Genomic DNA, 22,753 nt, shown 5'->3' on the forward strand with positions numbered 1-22,753 from the left:
TAGTCTTTCGGTGCGGCAATAATCAATTGCGCATGCGGGATTTTTGCGTCTGCCGCTTGAACCGGCCCCGGCGCACGCTACATCCTGCATCTGGCCCGGCCCCAACGCCGCCCGTGAAAGAGGAACGCATCACATGACCGCAGCCATTGCCCGTCGATTTGGCCGTTTTGCCCTCGTTGCCGCCGCCGCCGCCGCATTGGCGGGCTGCGGGATCAACTCCGTGCCAACTGCCGAGGAAAACGCCAAGGCCAAGTGGGCCGATGTCGAAAGCGCTTATCAGCGCCGGGCCGACCTGGTCCCGGCTCTGGTAGAGACCACCAAGGGGGCCGCGGCATCGGAAACGACGATCCTGACCAATGTCACCAACGCCCGCGCCGCAGCGACCTCAATCAACGTGCGGACCGAGGACCTCTCAGACCCGGCGACATTCGAGAAGTTCCAGAATGCCCAGAACCAGCTGACCCAGGCCCTCGGCCAGCTGCGCACCGTGGTTGAGAGCTATCCGCAGCTGCAGAGCCAGGCGCGCTTTGCCGACCTGATGGTCCAGCTGGAAGGGACCGAAAACCGTATCAATGTGGCCCGCACCCGCTACAACGAAGCCGTGCAGGACTATAATACCACGATCCGCACCTTCCCCGATGCGATCGGCGCCAAGCTGATCCACGGTGCCAAGCCAATGGTGCCGTTCAAGGCTGATCCCGGCGCCTCAGCCGCGCCGAAGGTCGATTTCGGGACTGGCCCTGCCGCTCCCGCCGGGGCACCAGCCAATGATAACTCCGCGCGCCCCGCTTCGTCCGCCGCAGCAGCGCAGTAACAGGACATCGCGGTAGAGAGACGCCCGATGCGCCGGATCACCGTGTGGCTTTGGGCCGTGCTGGCATCGCTGACTTTGGCGATGGCCAGTACGAGCGCCTTGGCCAAATTGCCGGATCGGCCTGCCGGCCCAGTCCTTGATGCCGCTACGATCATTCCGGATGCGGACGAGGCCGCGCTTGATGCGCGGTTGCGCGCCTACAACCAGGAAACCGGCCGGGCGATCATCGTCGCCACGGTGACTTCGCTCGATGACCTGCCGGTCGATGCCTATGCCCAGCAACTGGCCGAGACCTGGGACATTGGCGGTGCGGAAAGCGAGCAGGGCATCCTGTTTCTTATCGCCCCCACTGAGCGGAAGATCCGCATTCACGCCGCGCGAGGGGTGCAGGAACGCTTGCCCGATGTCCTCGCCGGCAGGATCATCCGCGACACGGTCGCGCCACGGTTCAAGGCGAACGACATGGCCGGCGGGATCGGTGCCGGGGTCGACGCAATCATGGCCCAGCTTAGCCGCGATCCGGCCGATGCGAAGGCCGTGGCCGAAGCTGCCGCCGCGGCAGAGGCGGTCCGTGGTCGTGACGAACCTAGCGGAGGGGCGGTGGTATTCTGGATCATGATGATCCTGTTCTTCATGCTTATGTTCGGTCGGCGAGGTCGGCGCGGGTATCGCAGAAGCGGAATTGATCCTGGAGTTATCCTCTGGGGTCTGAGCGAGATCGCCCACCACGCCAGTCGCGGCGGTGGTCGCGGTGGCGGCTTCGATTTCGGTGGTGGCGGAAGCGGCGGCTTCGGCGGCTTTGGGGGCGGCGGCGGCGGCTTCGACGGCGGCGGCGCATCGGGGAGCTGGTGATGGCTGGACAAACAATCCACCTGACGCCTGCGGAGCACGACACGGTCTCCGCTGCGGTCGCCGCAGCCGAGGCGAGCAGCGCGGGCGAGATCGTGACTATCGTCACCGAGCGCTCGGACGGCTATGCCGACGTCGCCCTCGCCTGGGCGGCCTTGGTGGCGATGACTGCGCTGACAGTGCTCTCGCTGTTCCCGGGCTTCTACCTTGGCCTTTACGACCGCGTGTTGGGCGACTGGGGGCGCGAGTGGACACCGCAGGGGATTTTCACCCTGGCGGCGACGGTCGCGATCCTGAAGTTTCTGGGCATGGTGGTGCTGCAACTGTGGCAGCCGCTCAAATTCTGGCTGGTGCCCGGCTTCATCAAGGCCGCCCGCGTCCGGGCCCGGGCCGAGGCCTGTTTCAAAATCGGGGCCGAGCGCCGCACCCATGGCCGCACCGGCATTCTGATCTACGTCAGTCTGGCCGAGCACCGGGCCGAGATCGTGGCTGATGCTGCCATCGCCGGGAAGGTCAGCCCCGAGGTCTGGGGCGAGGCGATGGCTGCCTTGCTGCAAGGCATCCGTGCCGATGATCTGGCGGCCGGCCTGACGGGAGCGATTGCAAAGGTCGGGGCAGTCCTCGCCCAGCACTTCCCCCGCGCCGCCGATGACCAGAACGAGCTGCCCGACCGGGTGATCGAGGTATGAGCCACGACGACCGCGACCTGCCTGAGCAGGTCCATTGGGAAGGCAAGTACATCGTCGCCAAGACCCGCGGCCGGTGGGAGTATGTCAGCCGGGCGCGGGGCATCCGCGCCGCCGTGATCATCGCCATCGATGCGGAAGACAACGTCATCCTGGTCGAGCAGTACCGCGTGCCGTTGGGCCGGGCCTGCATCGAGCTGCCCGCCGGCCTGATCGGCGACGAGACCGAGGGCGAGGACCCAACCGAGGCTGCAGCGCGTGAGCTTGAGGAAGAAACCGGCTATCGCGCCGGGCGGATCGAGGTGCTAGGCGATTTCCATTCTTCCCCCGGCATGGTCAGCGAAAGCTTCACCCTGCTGCGCGCGCATGACCTGACACAGGTCGGCCCCGGCGGCGGGACCGAGAGCGAGCAGATCACTGTTCACCGCGTGCCCCGAACCCGGCTATCCGCCTTCATTGCCGAGCGCCGGGCGATGGGCGATGCGATGGACGTGAAGCTGCTGCTCCTGCTTGGCCCCGAACTGATCGGGTAAAGCGCCGCGCGCCCCCCTCGCCAAGGCTGCGCAATGCCGCTATCCAAGCGGGCGAGAGAGGGAGAGGACCACATGGCAGGACGGGTTGCAGGCAAGAAGGCGCTGATCACCGGCGCGGCACAGGGACTGGGCGCGGCCCAGGCGATGATGCTGGCGCGCGAGGGCGCAACCGTGCTGCTGGCCGATATCAATGCCGAAGGCGCCGCAGCGCAGGCTGAGGCGATCAATGCCGAACTGGGCGCCGGAACCGCATTCTCCGTCAAGCTTGACGTCACCAGCGAAGACCAGTGGATCGCCGCGATCGAAGTGGCCGCGGCCAAGCTGGGCGGGCTCTCGGTCCTCGTCAACAATGCCGGGATCGGGGTGCGTGGCAATATCGAAACCTGCACCCTGGCCGAATGGCACAAGGGCTTTGCGGTTAACGTCGACTCGGTCTTCCTTGGCTGCCAGAAGGCGCTGCCGCTGCTGAAGGACAACCAGCCCGGCTCGATCATCAACATCTCGTCGATCGCCGGTCTGATCGCGTCTGACACCATGCCCGGCTACAACGCCAGCAAGGCGGCGGTGTGGATGCTGTCCAAGTCGGTCGCGCTCTATTGCGCCAAGATGGGCTGGGACATCCGCTGCAACTCGGTCCACCCCACCTTCGTCGACACGCCGATCCTCGATGGCATGGCCGCCAACACCGGCAAGCCCAAGGACGTGATCATGGACAAGCTGGCCCGCCAGATCCCACTGAAGCGCGTCGGCCAGCCAGACGACATCGCCAATGGCGTGCTATACCTTGCCAGCGACGAGAGCCGCTTCATGACCGGCGCCGAGCTCAAGCTCGACGGCGGCATCTCGGCGATGTAACCCCGACCCCATGGCTGACGGCACCTCCACCAAGCCCCGCGCTTTCCGCGTCACGTCGTTCGACGTGGCGGCCGAGGCCGGCGTCAGCCAGTCCACCGTCAGCCGCGCGCTGGCCGGGGACCCGGTGGTCAGCGAGACAACCCGCAACCGCGTGTTCGAAGCCGCCCGCCGCCTGAACTATGCGGTGGACGAGAACGCCGCCCGCCTCCGCTCTGGTCGCACCGCCACGCTGGCCGTGGTGGTGATCTGCCGCCCGGATGAGGACCGCAAGGACCTTAACCCCTTTACCTATTCGCTGCTCGGCACGGTCTGCGCCGCCGCCTCGACCCGCGGGTACGAGACGCTGGTTTCGTTCCAGGACGGGCCGGAGAACCTCTCTGGCCGCTATGAGGACCGCCGCCGCGCCGATGGCCTGATCGTGATCGGCACGACCCAGAACCTGCCGGCCTGGACCTATTACCGCGATCTGGGCCTGGGCGGGACGCGAATGGTCTGCTGGGGCAGCCCGTTTGACGAGCTGGACTGGATCCGCAGCGACAACCACGCCGGGGCCCTGCTCGCCACCCGCCACCTGATCGAGGCGGGCTATCGCACCCCGGCCTGCATCGGCTCCGAAGGCTCGCTCCAGCGCCAGTTCAAGGAGCGGTACGACGGCTATTGCCAGGCCATGCAGGAAGCCGGGCTGACCCCGCGGCTGGTCGAGATCGAGGAAGGCCTGTCCCGCGAGGAGCAAGGCCGCCGCGCCGCGCGCCAGCTGATCGCGGATGGCCTGCCCTGCGATTCGATCTTCGCCGTCTGTGACGAGATCGCGCTGGGTACCCTGCGCGAACTGTCCGAGGCCGGGATCACCGTGCCCGGCCAGCTGGGCCTGATCGGGTTCGACGGGATCCGCGCCAGCGCCAATGCCATGCCGCCGCTGTCCTCGATCCAGCCAGACTTCGCCGCCGCCGGGGCCATGCTGGTTGACAAGCTGCTGGCGACCATCGCCGGCGAACCGAACACCGATCGCCGCGTACCGGTGACGCTGCTGGCCCGCGAAAGCACGCGCCGCCCGGGCTGACAGCCCATCCGATCCGGTTGCAATCCGGGCCGAACCGGACGCGAAACTGCGGCTTCTACGGGTTTTCCTGAATTGTTGTGCAGGCAGGACTGAACAAGTCTGCCGCGCGGTCGTTTTCCATAGGACGCCGCCGGTGGAGCCCCCATGGTCCTCTCTGTCCTTACTGCCATGCTTGGTGCCATGCTGCTGCCCGATGACCGCCAGGCGATTGCCCTGAAGGTGGCGGCGCAGGGCCTGCCCGAATGCCGGATGTACCATGCCGACGGGAGCGAGGGCCCCTGCCTGCCGAACTTCACCGTCACCCGCGGCAAGGCGGTCAACAGCCGCAGCCTGGCGGGACAGATTGCCTTTACCCACGGCGCCACCACCCGGTTGAGCGACGACGAATTTGCCCTGTTGGCCGGGCACGAGATTGCCCACTGGTACCTGGGCCACCGCGGCAGCAGCGTGGAGGCCGAACTGGCGGCGGACCGGCTGGGCGCGCTGCTGGCCTGCCGCGCCGGCTATGACCTGACCCGCGCGGTCAGCATCTTTCGCTTTGTCGGCCGGGGGCGAGACCACCCCGCCCCCGCCCTGCGCCGCGCCGCGGTGCTGGCGGTCGATTGCCAGGGGCCCCGCCCGCTCGGCACCCCGGCCATGCACAGCCGCTAGGCCCGACCCGCCCTGCGAAAGTGGACAGAGTGGACACTGCGTCCACTTTTTCCAACAGCCGGTTTTCGGCACATTTGCGCGGCTTTTGGGCCATTGCCCCGGCATCGGCGGCCCAGCCGAAACAAAAAACGCCGGACCCCGTTCAGCCCGCTGCGACCTGCTCCAGCACCCGCTCAAACCCGATCGCAAATTCGCGCGCCAGCGGGCTGCGCCCGACCCGCAGGGGATTTTCCAGCACCCATTGCGCCAGCCGGTTGTCATAGCGGCGGGTGATGCCCACCAGCTCTCCGTGATAGAAATGCTGGACCTCTTGCCCGTGGAGCGCGCGTTCCATCACCGCCTGGGCCAGCGCCTGCATCCCGCATTCCAGCGCCAGGTCCCAGCCCAGGGCAAAGGGATCATCCTCCAGCCGCTTGCGCAGGCTATAGGCCGCCGACCGGCTCATCCCCACCGCCGCCGCCGCCGCCGAGACTGACTGGGTGGCCGCCAGCTCGCGCAAAAAGGCCACCATCCGCGCGCGGGTCCAACGGTTGTAGCGCTGAGCGGCCGGCGCAGCGTTCATGCCCTCTACGCCCGCCTGCGAAAGCGGCGCGAGACTTGCGTCGCCTGCGGCGGCGCTCGCCGCAGCGGGGTGGGCAGCGTGCGGAGCGGAAGAGGGCGGAAGGTCGGACATGGTTCACCTCGCGGTTAGCGTGCAGGGAAACCGGTCCAATTATCGGATTTTGGGGGAGTAGGAAAATGGGGCAGATTGGGAAACTGGACGGTATCGCAAAGTCGACCAGGCCAATCTGTTGCTGCCACTCTTTTCCAGAACCACTGATGATAACAGCGAGCAGTTATCTCGGCACAAGTCAGGAACTCCATCCAAATTTCTTGAACCGACGCGCTTATGCTACTGAAAACATGAGACCTTCAAGATTCGCACGCTTTGGAACGCACAGCCTGGCTGAGCCACACTGAGAGACCGCAGATTTCGGGAATAACCGCTCGCCAGAAGATTAAAATAATCCCAGGGATATTTTTTGATTGACAAAAAAAGATCCCTGGGACATTTATCTCGAACACCTGGGGTGAGATCAGCAAAACCAGCCCGTCAGGTGCAACACAGAGATGGAAAAACTATGTACACGAAGAACGGCGAATTGCCCACCCCAATTGTCGCCCCCAATAGCCTCCAAGGGCTCGATAGTCTGGACGCCCTTACGGGTGCGGGCGACGTGAACGAGAAGCCTTACAAGGTTTTCATTGGTCACAACCTCGGCCACCGCGTGTTCACAATGTCCGTGCCTTTCCGCCAATTCAAGGAAATTTCAGACGTTGCTAATGATCGCGAGGTTGGACCTGTCGCGCAGCGCAAGCTAGACGAAACGCACGCAAAAAAACTCGCAGGGTATATGCTGAAGGGTCTCATCTCTGCGGCGATGCTGCGTCGACAAGCCGCAGACAAGGAAGTGCCGGAGACGTTCCAGCAACTCATGCGCCTGCTAGGCGAGCAGCCCTACTTTTCATTGCAGCCGCTCGTATGTAATATTCGCGGTGTTTCTGAAGGCGGTGCCGACATCCGTGGCGTTCGCATGGAGTGGCAGGGAGAAACCGCAGGGTTCAAAGTCTTTCTTGCGGAGCGACACATCCTGTGGGTGATCGACGGCCAACACCGTCGGCACGCTGCAGACCTTTGCATCGAGTTCCTTGAGGGTGTCCGTCAAACAGGTCGCTATCCAAGTAAGGGCGCAGTGCTTTACCCAAACAAGGGGCAGGCTGTTTCAGAACAGGAAATGGTGGTTTGGAATGAGACCTATGAAGCTGCTCGTTCCTATGCGACGCTCACGGTTGAAGTTCACCTCGGACTCAACATCGACCAGGAACGGCAGTTATTCCATGACCTGAATCGACTAGGAAAAAAGGTTGACGCATCTCTTGCATTCCAGTTCGATGGCTCAAACCCGATTACTCATTTTATCAAGAACAAATTGGTTAGTGACTTGGGGATTTCGATCACTGAAGTTGAACCTAAGGACTGGTCGGACGATACCGGTGCCCTTTTGTTGAAGGACGTAGTTGCAATCAATGCGATCGCCTTCCTGAATAAGGGTAATATCTCGGGAGCGACCCCTGCGGTCGTTGAGCCGCGGGAGCCGACAATCCAGGAATTGTGGCAACGTATCGCCGAAATTCCTAACTTTGGCGAAAGCAGGGCTAAGGAAAAGACTGTTGCGTCGCAGCCAGTCGTTCTCAAGGCGCTCGCAAAGATTACATATGATCTCAAATTTAGTAACCGTCGTCCCGAAGATGCGGAAGAACTGTTTTCCGAGTTTCTAAGTAAGGTTGCAGATGTTGACTTCAGCCATACAAACCCGATGTGGAATTTCTATAATCTAACTGAGGGCCAAAAGGTCGACGCGAACCTCAAAGGCCTGGACGCTTACCTTCCCGAAGACCAAGATGGAGTTAATCGGGACATTGGCTCTATCCAGGGTTCATACATGCGCTTTGGCGCAAAGCACAATGACATCTACCCTATTCTTGCCGACATGATCCGTTGGTCGACTGGTCTGCCAAGCCGCCGCGAAGCAAACTAATCAAAAAGGGCGGAGAGTTCTCCGCCCTTTTTTTGTCTTAGCTAGCATTTACAAACATCCGCACCAGATACCGCCCGGTAGATCCGCTCCACCTCCTATACCAGCTTTGGCCCCAGAAAAAGGCCGGGACAGGCAATCACTGCTGGTCGAGCAACGGCGCAAGATACCGCCCGGTAAAGCTACGCTCCACCTTCACCACCTGCTCGGGCGTACCCTCCGCCACAATCTCCCCACCCCGCACGCCGCCTTCCGGCCCGAGGTCGATGATCCAGTCCGCCGTCTTGATCACATCGAGGTTGTGTTCGATCACCACGACCGAATTGCCCTGATCAACCAGGCGGTGGAGCACTTCGAGCAATTTGCGGACATCCTCAAAATGCAGGCCGGTGGTCGGTTCATCGAGGATGTAGAGCGTCTGCCCGGTTGAGCGGCGGCTGAGTTCCTTGGCGAGTTTGACGCGCTGCGCCTCGCCGCCCGAGAGGGTGGTGGCCTGCTGGCCGACCTTGACGTAGCCAAGGCCGACCTCGTTCAGCATGTGCATCTTGTCACGGATCGGGGGAACGGCCTTGAAGAACTCTTCCGCGTCCTCGATCGTCATGTCGAGCACGTCGGCGATCGAGTGGCCCTTGAACTTTACCTCCAGCGTTTCGCGGTTGTAGCGCTTGCCGCCGCATTCCTCACACGTCACGTATACGTCGGGCAGGAAGTGCATCTCGATCTTGATCAGGCCATCGCCCTGGCACTTTTCACAGCGCCCGCCCTTGACGTTGAAGCTGAACCGCCCGGCCTTGTACCCGCGCGCCTCAGATTCCGGCAGGCCGGCGAACCAGTCGCGGATCTGGGTGAAGGCGCCGGTATAGGTGGCGGGGTTGGAGCGCGGGGTGCGGCCGATCGGGCTTTGATCGATCTCGATCACCTTGTCACACTTCTCAAGGCCGGTGATCTTGTCATGCGCCCCAGCGATCACGCGGGCGCCGTTAAGCGCGCGGGCCGCGCCGGCATAGAGCGTATCGAGCGTGAGGCTGGACTTTCCGCTACCCGAAACGCCGGTGATGCAGGTGAAGGTGCCGAGCGGGATCTGCGCCGTGACCCCGCGCAGGTTGTTGGCGCGGGCATTGTGCACGGTCAGGTGGTGGCCGTTGCCCTTGCGGCGCTTGGCCGGCACCTCGATCCGCCGGGTACCGGAAAGGTATTGGCCGGTCAGGCTGTCCTTGGCTGTCAGGATATCCTGAAGCGTGCCTTGGGCGACGATCTCCCCCCCGTGGACTCCGGCGCCGGGGCCCAGATCGACCACGTGATCGGCGGCGCGGATTGCATCCTCATCATGCTCAACCACGATCACCGTATTGCCCAGATCGCGCAGCCGCTTGAGCGTGATCAGCAGCATATCGTTATCGCGCTGGTGCAGGCCAATCGAGGGTTCATCGAGGACATAGAGCACCCCCGAAAGGCCCGAGCCGATCTGGCTGGCTAGGCGGATGCGCTGGCTTTCCCCGCCCGAGAGCGTGCCCGAGGTGCGATCGAGGTTGAGGTAATCGAGCCCGACGTTGTTGAGGAAGCCCAGCCGCTCGTTGATCTCTTTCAGGATCGCGCGGGCGATCTGGCTTTGCTGGCTGGTGAGCTGGCCATCGAGCGCGCCGAACCATGCGACCGCATCGGAGACGGACAGGCGCGTGATCGAGGAGATGTCTGCCCCGCCAACCTTGACCGAAAGCGCCTCGGGCTTGAGCCGTTTGCCCTCGCACACTTCGCACGGCTGCGCGGTCTGGAACTTGCCCAGCTCCTCACGCATCCAGGCGCTTTCGGTTTGCAGCATGCGGCGGTTGAGGTTGCCGATCACGCCTTCGAACGGCTTCTTGACCGTGTAGGCCTTTTTCCCGTCGATGAAGGTGAGGTTGACCGGGCGGCCGGCGGTGCCGTGCAGGATAACGATCCGCACCTCGACCGGCAGATCCTGCCAGGGGGTATCAAGGCTGAAGCCAAACTCCTCTGCCAGGCTGGCGAGGACCTGCATGTAATAGGGCGACGGCGGGTTGCTCTTCGCCCAGGGCACGACCGCGCCCTGCTTGAGGGAGAGCGCCTCGTTCGGGACGACGAGCTGGGGATCGAACAGCAGCTTTTCGCCCAGGCCATCGCAGGCCGGGCAGGCGCCCATTGGCGCGTTGAAGCTGAACAGCCGCGGTTCCAGGCTTTCGATGGTGAAGCCAGAGACCGGGCAGGCGAACTTTTCGCTGAAGACGATGCGGTTATCGGGCAGGCCGGCACCCTTCATGGCGCCGCCCTTTTCCCCTTCACGCCCCGGCACATTGCCATCGGCCAGGTCGATATAGGCCAGCCCATCGGCCAGCTTCAGCGCCTGTTCAAAGCTGTCGGCCAGCCGGGTTTCGATTCCTTCGCGCACGGCGATGCGATCGACCACGACTTCGATGTCATGCTTGTACTTCTTGTCGAGCGCGGGGGCGTCCTCGATCGGGTAGAACTCGCCATCGATCCGCACGCGGGTGAAGCCGGCCTTCTGCCATTCGGCCAGCTCCTTGCGGTATTCGCCCTTGCGGCCGCGGACCACGGGGGCGAGCAGGTAAGCACGCGTCCCTTCGGGCAGGGCCATGACCCGGTCGACCATCTGGCTGACCGTCTGGGCAGAGATCGGCTCCCCGGTGGCCGGGCTATAGGGCACGCCGGTGCGGGCCCAGAGCAGGCGCATATAGTCATAGATCTCGGTCACCGTGGCGACGGTGGAGCGCGGGTTGCGGCTGGTGGTCTTCTGCTCGATCGAGATCGCGGGGCTGAGGCCGTCGATATGTTCGACATCGGGCTTCTGCATCATCTCAAGGAACTGGCGCGCATAGGCCGAGAGGCTCTCAACATAGCGGCGCTGGCCCTCGGCATAGATCGTGTCGAAGGCCAGGCTCGACTTGCCCGAGCCGGACAGGCCGGTGATGACGATCAGCGCATCGCGCGGCAGCTCGACATCAATGCCCTTGAGGTTGTGCTCGCGCGCCCCGCGCACGACGATTTTACTGAGCGACATGGCACCGCTGTTCCAGATATGTTCGATTCCCGCAAGGGGGCCGGAAGGCGGTGTCCGCCAAGACAAGGCGCAGGGCGATCCGCGCCGCGCTGATCTGCCGGCCGAAATTTGCGCTTGGCAGATCGGGCAAATCAGTTAACCATTATATATCAAATATTTAACGCGACTCGCTTGAATCACAGGGGAAAACCATGCGCAAAAGCCTTGCCCTCGCGGCCGCGCCGCTGACGCTGATCCTGGCCGGCTGTTACGGCTTCCAGGGGCCGGAACGGATCGTCACCAAGGATGCCCGCCCGGCCACGCTCAGCTCCAGCAACATTGACATGTTTATCAATGATTTCAAGCAGGCCGAAGCCTATCGCAACAAGAACCCCTCGGCTGACAATCCCTTTGTGCCACAGATGCTGCGCAGCGGGTTCATGTACAATTACAGCTTCTGCGAAAACTACTTCGCCCAGATGGGCCAGAACCAGCGCCGTTCGCAGATCATCCGCAGCGCGCTGGTACCGATCACCGCGCTGATGACGGGGATCCTGGGCCTGCAGGACTTTTCCAAGAACCCCAGCGCCAAGGAAGACCTGATCACATCGCTGGCGATCGGATCAGCCGCGACGACGGCGGCGCTCAACATCTATGATGAGCATTTCCTGTTCGGGGTGGAGAATATCGGCGCGGTCCAGGTGATGACGCTCAAGGCGCAGGATGCCCACGCCACCAAGGTCTTCGAACAGGACAAGATCACCTTTGAACGCGCCATGCTGCACCTGATCGACAACCAGGGACAATGCAGCCCGCAATCGATCCTCTCGCTGGCGCGCAGCGTGATCAAGAGTGCGAAGCTTAAGGCAACCAACGAGAACGACGGACGCGGCGATGGCCAGGGCGGGGTCAACGTAAATGCCAATGCTGGCGCCGGTGCAGGCCGCTCCCAGCCGAGCGGCAAGGTTACGGTCTCTCCCGAAGGCTGATTGCGGGTCGGCGCAGCGCAAGTCCAGCCCTGATGGGCTTGTTGATGGGGTGGTCAAACCGCCAGCGCGCGTTGCCCCGGATCGCCCAGCCAGTGGGCCTTGACGCCCCAGACCTGCGCCAGGACGGCTTCGGCCAGGGCCTGTTCGGGCGGACCATCCGCCTGCACGCTCCCTTGATCCAGCACCACCACCCGGTCGGCATGGTTCATCGCCAGCGCCAGGTCATGCAGCACCAGCACCACCCCCATGCCCTGCGCGGCGCAAGTCCGCAGGTGTCCAAGCAGGGCCAGCTGGTGGGCCAGATCGAGATTGGCCAGCGGCTCGTCGGCCAGCAGCCAGCGCGGGGTTCCGGCCAAAACGCGGGCGAGCAAGGCGCGGGCGCGTTCGCCGCCCGAAAGCTGCGAGACCGGGCGATGGGCGAAGGCCGGAAGGTCCAGTGCAGACAGCGCAGCATCGACAGCGGCGGCATCCTCTGCCGCACCGGTTCGCCAGGGCAGTCGGCCCAGCCCGGCCAGGGTCTGGACGGAAACATCCCAGGCCACTTCCGGCGTCTGCGGCAGATAGCCAAGCGTGCGGGCCCGCGCTTCGAGCGGCATGGCGGCAAGCGGCGCGCCGTGCAGTATTACTGCGCCAGTCGCGGGCGCCAGCAACCCGGCCAGGCAGGACAGCAGGCTGGACTTGCCAGCCCCGTTGGGGCCGCAGATCGCGGTCACTTCGCCCGGACGCAGGCTCAGCGAGACGCCGCGCAACCGGTGGGGCAGGACAAGGGCTTCGGTCGCCAGCATCACACCAGCTCCCGCCGCAAGCGCAGCAACAGGTGAAGGAAGAAGGGCGCGCCCAGCAGGCTGAGCGCAATGCCCAGCCGCAGTTCCCCCCCGGCCAGCGGCAGCACCCGGCACAGGCAATCGGCCAAGAGCACCAGCAGCGCCCCGGCCAGCGCCGAAGGCACGATCAGACGGCTGGGCCGGCCATCGGTGAAGGGGCGGACGAAATGCGGCACCATCAGCCCGACAAAGCCGATGATCCCGGCCACGGCCACGCCGCCGCCCACGGTCAGCCCCACCCCCAACACCAGCAGCAGTTGCAGGCGGCGCGGATCAAGGCCGAGCGATCGCGCGGCAGCTTCGCCCAGAGTGAGCGCGTCCAGACCACGGCCGGCCATACGCAGTACGCCGATCCCGGCCAGCGTCAGCGGCGCCGCAATCCAGACTTCGCGCCACGAGCGATCGGTCAGCGCGCCCATCAGCCAGGTTACGATCTCGCTCATCGCGAAGGGCGTGGGCGACAGGCTGATCGCCAGGCTCATCAATGCACCCGCAAGACTGGCGATCATCATGCCCGCAAGGGTGAACAGCACGACCCCGCCCTGCCTGCCGGCGATCAGGGTCAAAAGCAGCATGGCCCCGCCCGCGCCGATCAGGGCAAAGGCGGGCAGCACCCAGGCGGTGCTGGCCCAGCCGGTCCAGAAGCTGAGCACCGCGCCCAGCGCGGCGCCGGGGGCAATCCCGAACAGGCCAGGATCGGCCAGCGGATTGCGCAGGTAACCCTGCATCGCTGCCCCGCTTGCGCCCAGCCCCGCCCCCAGCAGGACGGCCAGCAGCGCGCGCGGCAAGCGCAGTTCGGCCAGGATCAGGCTGGCTTGCGGGCCAAGCGGCGCGGAAGGATCTATCCACACCCGTCCTGCCAGCAGGGAGAGCGGCAGAGCGAGCGTCAGGGCGGCGAGGAGCAAGGCAACGGGGCGGGTCATTTCTCTCCCCTCCCGCTTGCGGGAGAGGGGGGGAGTGGGCCCTTTATCGGGCGGGTAGAAGAAGGCCCACCCCTAACCCCTCCCGCAAGCGGGAGGGGGATCGTCCGGCGCACTTCGGCCAGCCGCGCCAGCGTCTTCGGGATGGTTGGCCCACCGCACCACAGCAGAGATGGCTCCAGCGGCGCGCGGGTGGTGTTCTTCAAACCCGCCAATGCCGGATGGCCGAGCAGGCGGTCTTCCTCACCGTGGCTGTTACCGGCGGCAAAGATGACCTGCGGCGGATTGGCCAGCATGGCCTCCAGCGGCAGGTGGCTCGCCTGCGAGAGGCCGCGTGCAGCGGCGGCGTTGGCAAAGCCGGCGTGGTCCAGCAATGCGGTGATCAGAGTCCCCTCCCCGGCGACGATCCCGCCGCCCTGCCAAACGATGGCAGGGACGGGCGTGCCTGCCGGTGCCTTGCTGGCGGCCAGCGCCGCCTCGATCCGCCGCACCAGCACTTCGCCGCGCTGCGGATGGCCGGCCAGCGCGGCAAGACGCCGGATCTGAGCCAGGCTATCGGGCACGGTCGCGGCAATCGGCATCTGTTCCAGCTTAAGGCCCAGTTGCTCCAGCGCAGCGCGGGTAGCGGGGGGCGTGAAAGTCCCATCGACCACCACATCGGGCCGGAGGGCCAGGACTTCCTCCACCGCGCCGCCCGTCGACCGGAACCGACGAGCCGTGGCAAGATCCATCGAGGATCCGGCCGGATCCTGGCTGTAATGCGATATCGCCAGGATCTGGGCGGGATCGGCCACTTCGGCCAGGATCGCATCGCTGCAGGGGTTAAGGCTGACGATCGTGGGATAGCGCGGGGCAGCCTGTTGCGCCGGCGCGGCGGCGCAGCCGGCCAGGACCAGCGTCAGAAGGCTGCCCCAGCGCCTCACCACTTTGCCCGCACCCCGACAAAGGCCGAGCGGCCATAGGTGCCGTAGTTGGCAACAGTTTCGTATCCGCTGTCGGTTACGTTTTCGATCCGTCCATACAGCTCAAATCGCGCATCCAGCGGCACGGCGGCCCGCAGAGTCAGCAGGCCATAGCCATCGAGCCTGGTGACGTTGCCGCGATCATCATAACTGTCCCCGGCAAGGCGCAAATCGGCACCCAGAGTCAACCCGGCCAGCGGCGTGGTCCAATCCAGCCCGGCACTGACAAGGTCTTGCGGGCGGCGGGGCAGGTCCTTGCCTGCGGCCCGGTCGGTGGCCTTGAGATGGGTATAGGCAAAGCGGGCCTGGAGCCGGTCAGTCAGGGCAGCGCCTGCTTCCATTTCCACGCCCTCTGCCCGGGTGCGCCCGGTGTTGAAGTATCCATCCGGCCAGACATAGTCGATTAGATTGCGGCTATCGCGGCGGAACAGGGTGATGGCGATGAGGCCATGGCCATTATGCGCGCCGTATTCCAGCCCGGCCTCATAGGCCTTGCTGGTTTCAGGCTGCAGCGCCAGGTTCCCGCCATAGCCATAAAGCTGGTACAGTGTCGGTGCCTTGAACCCTTCGCCATAGGCGGCGCGCAGGCGCAGGTTCTGGGCCAGGTCGATCGCGCCATTGGCCCCGAAGGTCCAATGGGTACCGAACCGGTCATGATCATCGATCCGCGTCCCGGCCGACAGGTGCAGGCCGCCCACATGGTAACCCAGCAGCACATGCGCGCTGGCGATGCGCGCTGCCTTGGCGGGATCGAAGCTGGTCGAAAAGCGCGTCCATTCGCTATCCGCGCCGAAGTTCAGCGTGACCGCTGAGGTCAGGTCGGCCTTGCCGGACAAATCGGCACGCCATGATTTGCCGGCGGTCGCAAAGTTCGGGGCGGCACTGGCGGCATCGTCAAAGTAATCGCGGCGGGTGTCGGAATAGGCCACGCCCAGTTTGAGCATGGTCGCGCCAGCCGCGTAGTCCAGCCCGACCCGGCCCGAACCCTGGCGAGTGGCCTGGTATTCGGGGGTATCGGCAAAACTGTAGGCGGGCGGCGGGAAACCATCGAAATCGACGCGGTGATCGGCATAGCGCGCGGCAGCGACCAGTGTCAGGCGGTCATTCAGATCGGCGCGGCCGCGCAATGATCCATGCCACTGGCGCAAGCCGTCGGGCTCTGTCCCACCGGCAAAGGCCGATATGCCATCGCTGCGGACATGGCCGCCGCTGAGCGTCAGGCCATAACCGTTGCCCTGCGTGCCGAGTGCGGCATCGGCGCTGAGCGTGGCATTGGCGCCATATTCGATCCCGGCGCGCAGCCCGCTGAATTCGGCGCTGGTCAGGGCGAGCACCCCGCCAATCGCATCGGAACCCCAGACCACCGAGTTGGACCCGCGCAGCAGTTCGACCCGGTCGATCCCGCCGGTGACCATCGTCCCAACGTCGAACCCGCCCGAAGGTGCGGCGACATCGGCCAGCCGCACACCATCGAGGGTGACCACCACCTGCTGCGAATTGGCCCCGCGCACGAACAGGCTGGTCTGGCTGCCCAGCGGCCCCGAACGGGCGAGCGAAACGCCGGGCAGGCGCTCCAGCACGCGGATCAGGTCCGGCCCCTGAACGGCGGCAATCTGGTCCGCATCGATCACGCTGATCGACTGGCCCGTCTGGCTAACCGGCTGCGCCGTGCCCGAGGCCACCACGGTGATCGGTTCCCCATCCTGCCGGTCTTGGGCCAGCGCTGGAGCGACCAGGATTGCGGAACTTGTCAGTAAAAGCAGATATTTCACACGAATTCCTTCCATCATGAACGAACTGCCGTTCATGGCGGAAGGCCCCGCGGGATTGCGGTTCCTCTGCTGCATTCCGGTACACCCCGCCCGGCTGCGGAACGACCGTCTCAGGCAGGTCTCCTGGCTCCCGGATCAACGCCTTGCCCCGCCTTCCCAGTCCGCCCAATTGCTTGGGCTTCCCAGTGGCATGTGGAGGTTCGGCTCCCCGGTCACAGTTGCGGGGGCAGCGGGGGATTGGAACCCCCTTCCCTCTTAGGCCCGGCCTTCGCCGGACAACCCGTGACGTGGACCTTGGCTTAGGCCGGGTGCCCGGCGAGGGCAAGTTTTTAACCGCTTAACGCTAACCCGCGGGTTCGTCCCGCTTCGGCACGGCGCAAATGGCGCAGTGGCGCGGCGGTTCGTCCTTGGCCTACGCGCTTGGCGCGTACCCAGCAGGAACCGAATGTCCGCCCACCCGAACCCCAGCCTTGAGCCACGGCCGCGCGATTTCGGCGCGCAGTTCAAGCGTCGCCGTGTGCCGACGCTGGGGCTGCGCCTGCAACGCCGCCACCGTGGTCGGCGGGCGTTGGTGCTGTTTGCCGCTTTTGCCGTGCCGGCGCTGGCCGCGCCCGGTGATTGGGATGCATTCGGAATTGGCAATGCCGGCAGCGCCGATATTGCGGTGGAACCACTGCCGTTCGAGCGCCCCGGTGAGAGTTTTCCCGGCTCCGCGTTCTATTACCTGGCGCAGGACGAGGCCCTGCCACCGCTGGTGGAGATGCGCAGCGATGCCGACGGGGGCCAGTTCCTGGTGGACCAACTCGCCGGGCCAATTGCGCGGGCCATGCGGATCGACAATTCGGGAGTCGACCGGTCGCGCGCGCTCGAATGCATGACCGCGGCGATCTATTACGAAGCCCGCAGCGAGAGCGATCAGGGTCAGCGCGCCGTGGCGCAGGTGGTGCTGAACCGGGTGGCTCATCCCAGTTACCCGAACACCGTTTGCGGTGTGGTTTACCAAGGGTCAGAACGTTCAACCGGATGCCAATTCAGCTTCACTTGCGATGGCTCGCTCGCTCGTGCACCGAACCGAATGTTCTGGTTTCGCGCCCAGAATGTCGCCCGCGCCGCCCTATCCGGCTATGTCGAGCGCAGCGTTGGACTGGCAACCCATTACCACACCATCGCCGTCTCGCCCTATTGGGCGCCCAGCCTGCGCCACATCATCACCATCGGCGCCCACCGCTTCTATCGGTTTGGCGGCGCAGCGGGCGAGGCCGGCGCTTTCCGCTTTGCCTATGCCGGGGGCGAGCCGGTGGCAGCGCCGCACCAGCGCAATGCCGCCGCTGACCGCCAGCCCAACAGCGCGCTTGATCCGCTGGCGTTGCAAAAGGCCTTTGCAGCGGGGCTCAAGGCCAACGGTACAGCTTCCGGGCTGGCTGGCACCGGCAATGCCGGACTGCCCGCGCCGCGCCAGCACGCCGCGCCGAGCTATGCACCCGAAGTGCAGCGCCGCGGCGGCGAGGCACTCTATCGCGGAGACGGCCTGCCACAGGACAACGGCGTAATGCCGGAATTCCGAAACTCCGGACGCTGGATCAGCCAGCCCAGTACCTGACCGGGCGCTACCGCCGGACATTCGCAGGTGTTTTCCGATATTTTCGCGAGGACTGTTGGTTAAGCGGGGCCGGTTAAACCGTGTCAACCATAGTTCCGCACGAACCCTTAGCCCATGCCAGGCTAGGAGCAGTGTCGGTCGCGCTCAGTTAAGGCTTGTCATGACGATCCTCTTTGCTGCTGCCAGCTCTCCATTTGTCGCCGTGGCCAATCCCGCCCGGCGGCGCTTGGTCATTGGACAGGCCGCCAACGACAATGGGCCCTTGGCCATCAAACGCGAGTTGCGCGCCGCCTTGCGGCATTTTGCCGAGCATGGCCTGGGGGCTGCGACCATAGCCCGCGCAAATGCCGAGCGGGCATTTTTTCAGGGTGACCGGCATTCCTACCTGCATTGGCTGGCCATCTGTCACACGCTCGACCGGCGTATGGCGCGCATACTGTCTGCCAGGGTCGATGCCGGTAACGCCTGATCCGGCCAATTGGTAACCGGCCCATTAACCATTCGGTGATGTCTGTGCGGTAAGTTGCGCAGGTTACGAAGGGAGCGGAAAATCAGGCGCTGGCAAACCTTGCTGCGGGTACTGTTCCGAACCAACGCGCTCGATGAGCGGGTCCGGCGGACGCTGGTCGATAACCTGTACGCCAACCCCGGCTCGCTGACCGCCGGCGCTGCCAACGGCATTATCGCCGCGCTGGTTGCCGCAACCTATGCCGGGAACAGTCTGATCTGGCAGTTTGCCCTGCTGCTTTCAGGGATCGGCCTGACCCGGGTCCTCTTGGCCTTTGCCCTGCCCCGGCTAAAGCTGCGCGACACCACACGGCTGGAACTGCTCTACGAACTGGGCGCCTTTTCCTATACGACTGTCGTCGGCGTCTTCACCGCGCTGACCATTGCCTGCCAGATCCCGCTGTTCGCCCAGATGCTGATGGCCTGCTACGCAATCGGCTATGCGGGCGGCATGGCATCCCGCAACGCTGGGCGACCGCTGATCTCGGTTGCCGGCATGCTGTTGACCTTTACCCCGATCTGTATTGCCTTGTGGCAAACTGGTGATCTGGCCGCCCGTACTTTGGCAGCCGCGACCGTCATCTGTTTTGTCGGCATGATCTCTATCTCGATGCAGATCTTCCGCACGTTGAGCGATTCGATCTCGGCCGCTGAAACCAGCGCGCGGCTGGCCGAAAAGATGCAGCACCTGGCCCGCACCGACGTGGTGACCGGTCTGAACAACCGGGCCGGTCTGAACCATAATCTGGTTGAGCACCTGTCCCGTCCTCGAACAGCGCCCAAGCTAGCCCTGTTCTGGTGCGATCTGGACCGGTTCAAGGAAGTAAACGATGCGCTGGGCCATCAGGCCGGCGACCGGGTACTGACCGAAGTGGCGCAAAGGTTGCGCAGCCAGGCCAAACCGGATGCCGTGATCGGTCGGTTCGGCGGTGACGAGTTTATCATGGCCTGCGACGTCAAGGACCGCCGCGAGGTTGAAACAATTGCCCTGGCGGTGCTGGGTGAGATTACCCGCCCGATGCGGTTGGAAAACGATCGACTGGACATCGCCTGCTCGATGGGTGTCGCCCTGATGCCCGACGATGGCCAGGACCTGGAAAGCGTCATGCTGGGGGCGGATCTTGCGCTTTACCATGCCAAGGTCAACGGCCGGAACCAGGTCAGTTTTTATGACAGCTCAATGAGCCGCGACCTGGTGCGCCGACGTGAAATCGAGGCCGAATTGCGGGTTGCCGTGCAACGCGATGAGCTTTCGATCTTCTTTCAACCGATCGTCGATCTGGGCACGGGCCGGATCAAAGCCTTTGAAGCTCTGGTCCGCTGGTTCCACCCCGAAAAGGGGGAACTGCGACCCGACGAATTCATTCCCGTTGCGGAAGAGACCGGCGCAATCATCACGCTGGGCAACTGGATAACGGCCCAGGCGGCCAAGGCAGCGGCAGGCTGGCCGGAAGACATCACGGTGGCGGTCAATCTTTCCCCGCTACAGATCAAAGCCCCCGGGGCCGCGCTGGGCATCCTGAACGCCTTGCGCGAAGCAAAGCTTCACCCAAGCCGGCTCGAATTGGAAGTCACCGAAACGGTCTTGTTGGATCATTCGCAGCAGACCGAAGACTTCATCGCCGAGCTTTCCGAGGCGGGCGTGCGATTTGCCCTTGATGATTTTGGAACCGGTTATTCCTCGCTTGGCTATCTCAACAAGTATCCCTTCGGAAAGATCAAGGTCGATCGCAGCTTTGTCTCTGGCCCCAATGCCGGAAAGAAAAGCGACGCGATTATCCGCGCCGTATCGGGCATGGCATCTACGCTCGACATGGCCATTGTTGCCGAAGGTCTGGAAACAGTGGAGCAGGTTGAGGCTGTCCGCACGGCTGGCTGCACGCTGGGCCAAGGTTACTACTTCAGCCGCGCCGTGCCCGATTATCTTGCCGCAATGCTGATTGCGCAGGAGCGCGAGACGCAGGAGCCGCAACGCGCAACAGGTTAATGACTTTTCCAGCTCGCGCCGCTGCAGCAACAGCAAATTGTCAGAGTAAATGCAATTGCGAAGCGTTTGCAAAGATAATTCCCCCTTCAAGGGCTTACAGCCTTGCAATCGCCATTTCTCCGGCTTAGGGCACCCTTAACCCGCCGGTTGGCCCCTTGCGCCTTGCGGGATGGTTGGGGCCTATACCGAACGCCAGACGCTGATCCCGCAAATACGGACAAGGACAGGTCTCATTATGGCTCGCAAGAAGATCGCCCTCATCGGTGCCGGTAACATCGGTGGCACGCTTGCCCACCTCGCCGCGCAAAAGGAACTGGGCGATATCGTCCTGTTCGACATCATGGAAGGCGTGCCCCAGGGCAAGGCGCTGGACCTGTCGCAATGTGGTCCGGTTGAAGGTTTCGACGCGAAGATCATCGGTTCGAATGACTATGCCGACATCGCCGGTGCTGACGTTATCATCGTGACCGCTGGCGTCGCCCGCAAGCCGGGGATGAGCCGCGATGACCTGCTTGGCATCAACCTCAAGGTGATGAAGGCCGTTGGCGAAGGCATCAAGAACAATGCCCCCAATGCCTTCGTGATCTGCATCACCAACCCGCTCGACGCGATGGTCTGGGCACTGCGCGAATTTTCGGGCCTGCCGCACAACAAGGTGGTTGGCATGGCCGGCGTGCTCGATTCGGCCCGCTTCAGCCACTTCATCGCTGACGAATTCCAGGTTTCGGTTCGCGACGTGAACACCTTCGTGCTTGGTGGCCATGGTGACACGATGGTGCCGGTGGTGCGCTATTCGACCGTCAACGGCATCCCCGTTCCCGATCTGGTGAAGATGGGCCTGTCGAGCCAGGAAAAGATTGACGCGATCGTCAAGCGCACCCGTGGCGGTGGCGGTGAGATCGTCGCCCTGCTTGGCACCGGCTCGGCGTTTTACGCCCCGGCGGCCTCGGGCATCGCAATGGCCGAAGCCTATTTGAACGATCAGAAGCGCATCCTGCCCTGCGCCGCCTATGTTGATGGCCAGTATGGCGTCGACGGCCTCTATGTCGGCGTGCCAGTAATGATCGGTGCAGGCGGTGTGGAACAGGTGATCGAAATCGAACTGGACGAGGCCGACAAGGCCGGCCTGCAGATCTCGGTCGATGCGGTCAAGGAACTGCTGGTCGCCTGCAAGGCGATCGACGGCTCGCTGGCTTAAGAACAACTCCCCGGGAGAGCAGAATAATGTCGATCCTTATCAACAAGCACACCAAGGTCATCACCCAGGGGATGACCGGCGCAACCGGTACGTTCCACACCGAACAGGCGCTGGCCTATGGCACCCAGATGGTTGCGGGCGTGACCCCCGGCAAGGGCGGCACGACCCACATCGGCCTGCCGCAGTTTGACACCGTTCATGAAGCCAAGGCCGTGACCGGCGCGACCGCTTCGTGCATCTACGTTCCGCCTCCGGGTGCGGCCGATGCGATCCTTGAGGCGATCGACGCCGAGATGGAACTGATCGTCTGCATCACCGAAGGTATTCCGGTGCTTGACATGGTCAAGGTGAAGCGCGCCCTCTCGGGCTCCAAGTCGCGCCTGATCGGCCCGAACTGCCCCGGCGTGCTGACCCCGGACGAATGCAAGATCGGCATTATGCCGGGCTCGATCTTCAAGAAGGGCAGCGTCGGCGTTGTTAGCCGCTCGGGCACCCTCACCTATGAAGCCGTGTTCCAGACCACCAACATCGGCCTGGGCCAGACCACTGCGGTCGGCATCGGCGGTGACCCGGTCAACGGCACCAACTTCATCGACGTGCTCGAACTGTTCCTGGCCGATGACGAAACCAAGTCGATCATCATGATCGGCGAAATCGGCGGCGACGCTGAAGAGCAGGCTGCCCAGTTCCTGATCGACGAAGCCAAGCGCGGTCGCAAGAAGCCGATGGCTGGCTTCATCGCTGGCCGCACGGCGCCTCCGGGCCGCCGCATGGGCCACGCCGGGGCAATCGTCTCGGGCGGCAAGGGTGATGCGGAAAGCAAGATCGCGGCAATGGAAGCTGCCGGGATCCGCGTGTCCAACTCGCCCAGCCTGCTCGGCGAAACGCTCGCCGAAGTGCTCAAGGAACTGGCCTGATCCCTAAGGGGTTGCGCGCAGGCCCGTGGCTTGTGTTCCG

21 protein-coding genes and 1 riboswitch are annotated in these 22,753 nt (G+C 64.1%); of the genes, 15 read left to right on the forward strand and 6 right to left on the reverse strand.

The features are described 5' to 3' along the window. Positions 1-133: 133 nt before the first annotated feature. From RQP55_RS06345 to RQP55_RS06375, 7 genes are all read left to right on the forward strand, one after another. On the forward strand, positions 134-814 hold the full coding sequence (locus tag RQP55_RS06345) for a LemA family protein (protein ID WP_315609346.1): 681 nt from the start codon (positions 134-136) through the stop codon (positions 812-814). 27 nt (positions 815-841) lie between these two features. Beyond that, positions 842-1,666, forward strand: a complete 825-nt coding sequence (locus RQP55_RS06350; RefSeq protein ID WP_315609347.1) for a TPM domain-containing protein — start codon at positions 842-844, stop codon at positions 1,664-1,666. Further along, the gene (locus RQP55_RS06355) at positions 1,666-2,352 is read left to right on the forward strand and encodes a hypothetical protein (protein ID WP_315609348.1); all 687 of its coding nucleotides are present in this window, start codon (positions 1,666-1,668) and stop codon (positions 2,350-2,352) included. The genes RQP55_RS06350 and RQP55_RS06355 overlap by 1 nt, the downstream gene beginning before the upstream one ends. After that, a complete protein-coding gene (locus RQP55_RS06360) occupies positions 2,349-2,882 on the forward strand; it encodes an NUDIX hydrolase (protein WP_315609349.1) in 534 nt (177 codons plus the stop codon). The genes RQP55_RS06355 and RQP55_RS06360 overlap by 4 nt, the downstream gene beginning before the upstream one ends. A 72-nt stretch (positions 2,883-2,954) precedes the next feature. Continuing rightward, positions 2,955-3,737: an SDR family oxidoreductase gene (locus tag RQP55_RS06365; RefSeq protein WP_315609350.1), complete on the forward strand. Its 783-nt coding sequence runs from the start codon at positions 2,955-2,957 to the stop codon at positions 3,735-3,737. A 10-nt stretch (positions 3,738-3,747) separates the two neighbouring features. Continuing rightward, positions 3,748-4,797, forward strand: a complete 1,050-nt coding sequence (locus RQP55_RS06370) for a LacI family DNA-binding transcriptional regulator (RefSeq protein ID WP_315609351.1) — start codon at positions 3,748-3,750, stop codon at positions 4,795-4,797. A gap of 144 nt (positions 4,798-4,941) precedes the next feature. Then, positions 4,942-5,448: a hypothetical protein gene (locus RQP55_RS06375; protein WP_315609352.1), complete on the forward strand. Its 507-nt coding sequence runs from the start codon at positions 4,942-4,944 to the stop codon at positions 5,446-5,448. Positions 5,449-5,590: 142 nt separating this feature from the next. On the opposite strand, the gene RQP55_RS06380 is transcribed toward RQP55_RS06375, so the two are convergent. Beyond that, positions 5,591-6,121 carry a hypothetical protein gene (locus RQP55_RS06380; protein ID WP_315609353.1) on the reverse strand — a complete coding sequence of 177 codons (531 nt, stop codon included), beginning with the start codon at positions 6,119-6,121 and terminating at the stop codon, positions 5,591-5,593. Between the two features lie 448 nt (positions 6,122-6,569). Between RQP55_RS06380 and RQP55_RS06385 the strand changes: the two genes are divergently transcribed. After that, positions 6,570-8,027, forward strand: a complete 1,458-nt coding sequence (locus tag RQP55_RS06385) for a DNA sulfur modification protein DndB (RefSeq protein ID WP_315609354.1) — start codon at positions 6,570-6,572, stop codon at positions 8,025-8,027. 136 nt (positions 8,028-8,163) lie between these two features. Here RQP55_RS06385 and uvrA read toward each other — a convergent pair whose 3' ends face one another. Beyond that, positions 8,164-11,058 carry an excinuclease ABC subunit UvrA gene (uvrA, locus tag RQP55_RS06390; protein WP_315609355.1) on the reverse strand — a complete coding sequence of 965 codons (2,895 nt, stop codon included), beginning with the start codon at positions 11,056-11,058 and terminating at the stop codon, positions 8,164-8,166. Between uvrA and RQP55_RS06395 the strand changes: the two genes are divergently transcribed. Continuing rightward, positions 11,057-11,197: a hypothetical protein gene (locus tag RQP55_RS06395; protein ID WP_315609356.1), complete on the forward strand. Its 141-nt coding sequence runs from the start codon at positions 11,057-11,059 to the stop codon at positions 11,195-11,197. The two genes, uvrA and RQP55_RS06395, sit on opposite strands and share 2 nt — an antisense overlap. 52 nt (positions 11,198-11,249) lie before the next feature. Continuing rightward, on the forward strand, positions 11,250-12,026 hold the full coding sequence (locus tag RQP55_RS06400) for a hypothetical protein (RefSeq protein WP_315609357.1): 777 nt from the start codon (positions 11,250-11,252) through the stop codon (positions 12,024-12,026). Positions 12,027-12,079: 53 nt separating this feature from the next. On the opposite strand, the gene RQP55_RS06405 is transcribed toward RQP55_RS06400, so the two are convergent. From RQP55_RS06405 to RQP55_RS06420, 4 genes are read right to left on the reverse strand one after another with little or no spacing between them, the layout of a single operon-like run. Then, positions 12,080-12,811, reverse strand: a complete 732-nt coding sequence (locus RQP55_RS06405; RefSeq protein ID WP_315609358.1) for an ABC transporter ATP-binding protein — start codon at positions 12,809-12,811, stop codon at positions 12,080-12,082. Then, positions 12,811-13,773: an iron ABC transporter permease gene (locus RQP55_RS06410; RefSeq protein ID WP_315609359.1), complete on the reverse strand. Its 963-nt coding sequence runs from the start codon at positions 13,771-13,773 to the stop codon at positions 12,811-12,813. The genes RQP55_RS06405 and RQP55_RS06410 overlap by 1 nt, the downstream gene beginning before the upstream one ends. Next, positions 13,770-14,693 (reverse strand): ABC transporter substrate-binding protein, encoded by a 924-nt coding sequence (locus RQP55_RS06415; protein WP_315609360.1) that lies wholly within the window; start codon positions 14,691-14,693, stop codon positions 13,770-13,772. Before RQP55_RS06415 ends, RQP55_RS06410 begins: the two co-directional genes overlap by 4 nt. Then, a complete protein-coding gene (locus RQP55_RS06420) occupies positions 14,690-16,540 on the reverse strand; it encodes a TonB-dependent receptor plug domain-containing protein (RefSeq protein ID WP_315609361.1) in 1,851 nt (616 codons plus the stop codon). Before RQP55_RS06420 ends, RQP55_RS06415 begins: the two co-directional genes overlap by 4 nt. 59 nt (positions 16,541-16,599) lie before the next feature. Continuing rightward, a riboswitch (cobalamin riboswitch) is annotated at positions 16,600-16,803 on the reverse strand. A 146-nt stretch (positions 16,804-16,949) separates the two neighbouring features. On the opposite strand from RQP55_RS06420, the gene RQP55_RS06425 reads away from it, so the two are divergent. From RQP55_RS06425 to sucD, 5 genes are all read left to right on the forward strand, one after another. Then, positions 16,950-18,104, forward strand: coding sequence for a cell wall hydrolase (locus tag RQP55_RS06425; RefSeq protein ID WP_315609362.1), 1,155 nt, complete (start codon positions 16,950-16,952; stop codon positions 18,102-18,104). Between the two features lie 160 nt (positions 18,105-18,264). Next, a complete protein-coding gene (locus RQP55_RS06430; protein WP_315609363.1) occupies positions 18,265-18,573 on the forward strand; it encodes a hypothetical protein in 309 nt (102 codons plus the stop codon). Between the two features lie 99 nt (positions 18,574-18,672). Next, complete coding sequence (locus tag RQP55_RS06435; protein WP_315609364.1) at positions 18,673-20,598, forward strand: putative bifunctional diguanylate cyclase/phosphodiesterase; 1,926 nt, start codon at positions 18,673-18,675, stop codon at positions 20,596-20,598. A 235-nt stretch (positions 20,599-20,833) separates the two neighbouring features. Then, a complete protein-coding gene (gene mdh, locus RQP55_RS06440; RefSeq protein ID WP_315609365.1) occupies positions 20,834-21,796 on the forward strand; it encodes a malate dehydrogenase in 963 nt (320 codons plus the stop codon). 26 nt (positions 21,797-21,822) lie between these two features. Then, entirely contained in the window at positions 21,823-22,713 is an 891-nt protein-coding gene (sucD, locus tag RQP55_RS06445; protein ID WP_315609366.1) for a succinate--CoA ligase subunit alpha, read from the forward strand. The last annotated feature ends 40 nt before the right edge of the window (positions 22,714-22,753 follow it).

Source organism: Novosphingobium sp. APW14, from assembly GCF_032337075.1.
Classification (GTDB): Bacteria; Pseudomonadota; Alphaproteobacteria; order Sphingomonadales; family Sphingomonadaceae; genus Novosphingobium.